The organism is Desulfurobacteriaceae bacterium (assembly GCA_039832905.1).
Classification (GTDB): domain Bacteria; phylum Aquificota; class Aquificia; order Desulfurobacteriales; family Desulfurobacteriaceae; genus Desulfurobacterium.
The window spans coordinates 1-3,865 of sequence record JBDOLX010000078.1 but is presented as its reverse complement, the minus strand read 5'-3'; the positions used below and the strand labels follow the sequence as shown (position 1 = coordinate 3,865).

At 34.4% G+C, this 3,865-nt stretch carries 4 protein-coding genes; 3 read left to right on the top strand and 1 reads right to left on the bottom strand.

Annotated features, from left to right (window positions below; genetic code table 11):
* A partial coding sequence (locus ABGX27_05720; protein ID MEO2068993.1) for an ABC transporter ATP-binding protein occupies window positions 1-1,042 on the top strand: 1,042 nt, incomplete at its 5' end.
* Here ABGX27_05720 and ABGX27_05715 read toward each other — a convergent pair.
* A complete protein-coding gene (locus tag ABGX27_05715; protein MEO2068992.1) occupies window positions 1,029-2,009 on the bottom strand; it encodes a glycosyltransferase family 9 protein in 981 nt (326 codons plus the stop codon). The genes ABGX27_05720 and ABGX27_05715 overlap by 14 nt on opposite strands.
* A gap of 57 nt (window positions 2,010-2,066) precedes the next feature.
* On the opposite strand from ABGX27_05715, the gene ABGX27_05710 reads away from it, so the two are divergent.
* Both ABGX27_05710 and ABGX27_05705 read left to right on the top strand, forming a co-directional pair.
* Window positions 2,067-3,146 carry a glycosyltransferase family 4 protein gene (locus ABGX27_05710; GenBank protein ID MEO2068991.1) on the top strand — a complete coding sequence of 360 codons (1,080 nt, stop codon included), beginning with the start codon at window positions 2,067-2,069 and terminating at the stop codon, window positions 3,144-3,146.
* The coding region (locus ABGX27_05705) for a nucleotide sugar dehydrogenase (GenBank protein ID MEO2068990.1) at window positions 3,143-3,865 on the top strand (723 nt) is incomplete at its 3' end. The genes ABGX27_05710 and ABGX27_05705, both read left to right, overlap by 4 nt.

Genomic DNA, 3,865 nt, shown 5'->3' with positions numbered 1-3,865 from the left:
AAAAAAATTTATGAAAATAAAGAAAGTAGAGGGTATTTACCCTCCAATAGTAGAAGCGACAGCAGCTATTATTGTTGGAGGATTAAATCTCTACGGCGGGAAGAAAATATTAACTGGAGAGTTGACAGCTGGAGAGTTTTTCTCTTTTATTATTGCACTAATAATGGCTTATGAACCTATAAGAAAGCTCGGACAGGACTACAATAAAATTCAACAGTCAATAACAGTCGCCCAGAGAGTTAAAGAAATACTCGACTTACCGAATGAATATGAGTTAAAAAGTGGCAATAAGGAAATAAAAGGTAGTATAGAAAAAATATATTTCAAAAATGTTTCTTTTAAGTATCCAACTTCTAAAAAATTGGTATTGAAGGATATAAATATTTCTTTTGAGAAAGGAAAAAAGTACGCAATAGTTGGAAGAACGGGCAGTGGAAAGAGCACTTTAGTCAACTTAATTCCTCGCTTTTACGATCCTACAAGTGGAAAAATAGAAGTAAATGGTATTGATATAAGAGATCTGGACTTAAAGTCATATAGAAAAAAGATAGGAGTTGTAAGTCAAGATATTATCCTTTTTAGAGGTACTATTAAAGAAAATATTTTAGTAGGAAGGCAAGATGCCTCATTTGAAGAGGTTGTGGAAGCAGCAAAAATTGCAAATATACATGACTTTATAGAGTCTCTTCCCGAAGGCTATGATACTCTGATAGGTGAAGGGGGAATTCAGCTTTCCGGTGGACAGAAACAAAGAATTGCAATTGCAAGAGCGGTCTTGCGTAATCCTGATATTTTGATCCTTGATGAAGCTACAAGCGCTCTTGATTCAGAAACAGAATTGGCAGTTCAAAAGGCCCTTGATGAAAAGTTTAAAGACAAGACACTTATTGCTATTGCCCATAGACTTTCAACAGTAATAAACAGTGATTCCATTATCTTTTTAAAAGAAGGAAAGATTCTAGGGGTAGGTAGCCACAGAGAGCTTTATGAAAAGTTGGAGGAATATCGAAAGCTTTGTGATTATCAATTTAAAGGTTTTTAACTATATAAGAGAAGGCTTCTTCTGGTGTTAAAGTCTTAAAACATTCGAGTTTTTTTCTGCAACTTTTCCAGTCATTACATGGTTGACAATCCAATCCTTTCCTTATTTTTACTATTAACTTATCGTTGGGAAACCACCCTTCATTTGGTCCTAAGATTACAAATGTCTTTCTTCTTAAGGAGAAAGCAAGATGAGATGCGAAAGAATCATTGCCAAGTAAGAATTTACTAAAGTGTATTAAAGCTGCAAACATTCTAATAGAAAGAGGATTCTTTAATATTATTCCTTTTTTAAGCTTTTCAAAAGTTCTTTTGGCAAAGGTTTCTTCTCCCGGAGCATAGGTAACAAAAGGGATAAGTCCAGTGGTTTCATAGAGCATATTGCCTAATATTCCAAACTTTTCAGGCTGCCACGCTCTATTTATTCTTCTTGATGTAGGAGTTATTATAAAGAAACTGTAAGGGCTTAAATTGTATTCCTGTAAGATACTTTTTCCTTTTTCTATTTCTTCTTTATTTAGAAAAAATTCTGGATAATAATTCTCAACTTTTGGATCTATACCCAAGGGTTTAAGAAGTTGTAATCTATCCCACACTGTATAGATCCTGTTTCTTTCATCGACAGTCCTGTTATAGTAAATATTTTCTTTACTTTTTCTAAAGGCTATTCTTAAATTGGCTCCAGAGAGTAAAGTGATTCTTTTTGATCTTCCTGTCCTTTGAATATCTATAATGGCATCATAATTTTCTCTTCGTATAGAAAATAGCATTTTTATTTCTTCTAGAATTCCATTTTTGAGAGTTAATATCTTATCTATAAAAGGATTTCCCTCTAATACCTCCTTTCCCAAAGGTGAAGTTAGAAAATGAACAGTAACATCTTTTAAGTTGTCTTTCAAAGCTTTTGCAAGTGGAGATGATAATAAAACATCCCCCAGCTGTTTTAACTGGATTAAGAGAATTTTCATACTTAATTCCTACCTTTTGGTAAAATTCCAGCCTTAAAAGGCTAAGGAGAATTTTAAATGAAGATACTACAAGCTACAACTGCTATAGGTTGGAGCGGAGGTACAGAACAATGTTTTCTTCTTGCTAAATATATGAACCAGCTAGGATACAAAACAGACATACTTACTTATAAAGGTTGTGAACTTCATAAAAGAGCAAAGAAAGAGGGAATTAATACTGTATTTTTTCCTACTACCAATAAGTTAAGTATTTCTGGAGCCAGAAAGTTAGCAAGGATAATTGAAAACTACGATATTGTTAATACTCATATATCAAAAGCGCACTGGTTCGTGTGGTTAGCTTCTTTTTTTGCAAGACCCAAGCCGAAACTGGTTTACACAAGGAGGGTTTTATTTAATATTTCCCCTATTTCTTCCCTTACCAAGTACAACATTAATGTTGATGCTCTAATAGGTATATCCAATGAAATATGCAAGAAACTCAGAAAGTTTCCTTTTTTAAGGAAAAAGGTCTACTACATCCCTTCAGGAGTCGAACTCGAAAGGTTTAATCCAAGCTCGACCTTTTCTATAAAAGAAAAACTTGGATTACCTTTGAATTCTTTAGTAATAACCCACGTGGCAAATTTCTCAAAAGTTAAAGGGCAAGAGATCCTTATTCGTGCTTTTAAAAAACTTCTCGAAACCATTAAAGATAAGGAAATTTTTCTTCTTTTAGTTGGTAGGGACACTCAAGGTGAAGAAGCTAAAACGCTAGTAAAAAGGTATGGATTAGAAAACAGAGTTTTCCTGCTTGGATTTAGAAGGGATATACCTCAAATACTCAAGTCCACTGATCTTTTCGTTTTTCCATCAATAAACGAAGGGTTGGGAAGTTCTCTCCTTCAAGCGATGGCTATGGAAAAGATTGTTGTAGCTTCTTATGTTGGAGGAATAAAAACCTATTTGAAACATATGGAGAATGGGATCGCTGTTGAACCAGGGAGTGTTGAATCTCTGCATCAAGGACTTCTTAAGGGATTAGAAAACTTAAACAATGAAAAGATGAAGGAAAATGCAAGAAAAACAGCAGAGGAATTTGATATAAAAAGAATTACAGAGAAAACTTTACAACTTTACGAGGAACTCTTAAGATGACATTTTTTCCAAGTTTTGAAGATTTTATAGAAGGTAAAGAAAAAATAGCGATAATCGGACTTGGATACGTAGGTTTGCCGCTTGCTGTTCTCTTAGCTGAAAAGTTTAAAATTGTAGGCTATGATATAAACCACGAAAGGATAAAAGAGCTAAAAGAGGGGTTCGATAGAACTGGAGAAGTTGAAAGTGAACAGTTAAGAAGTGTTCAAGTAGACTACACAAACTCTCCAGAAAGACTTTCTGAATGTAGGCTTATAATAGTTACAGTTCCAACACCTATTGATGAACACAAAATACCCGATTTGACTCCCTTAAAAAAAGCATCCCAAACTATAGGAAAGTTCATAAAGCCAGGAACTACTGTTGTTTATGAATCAACCGTCTATCCAGGCGTTACAGAGGAAATTTGCGTTCCCATCCTTGAGAAAGAATCTGGACTTAAGTATCTACAAGAGTTCAAAGTCGGATATTCACCAGAAAGAGTTAATCCAGGGGATAGAAAACATACCATAGATAAGATAGTTAAGGTAGTTTCCGGTTGTGATAAAGAAACTTTGGAACTTCTTTCTTCTATTTACGGTTCAGTAATTAGGGCAGGTGTTCATAAAGCCCCAGACATAAGAACCGCAGAAGCTGCAAAAGTTATAGAGAACACTCAAAGAGATCTGAACATAGCCCTTATGAATGAACTTGCCCTAATCTTTCACAAGATGGGGATA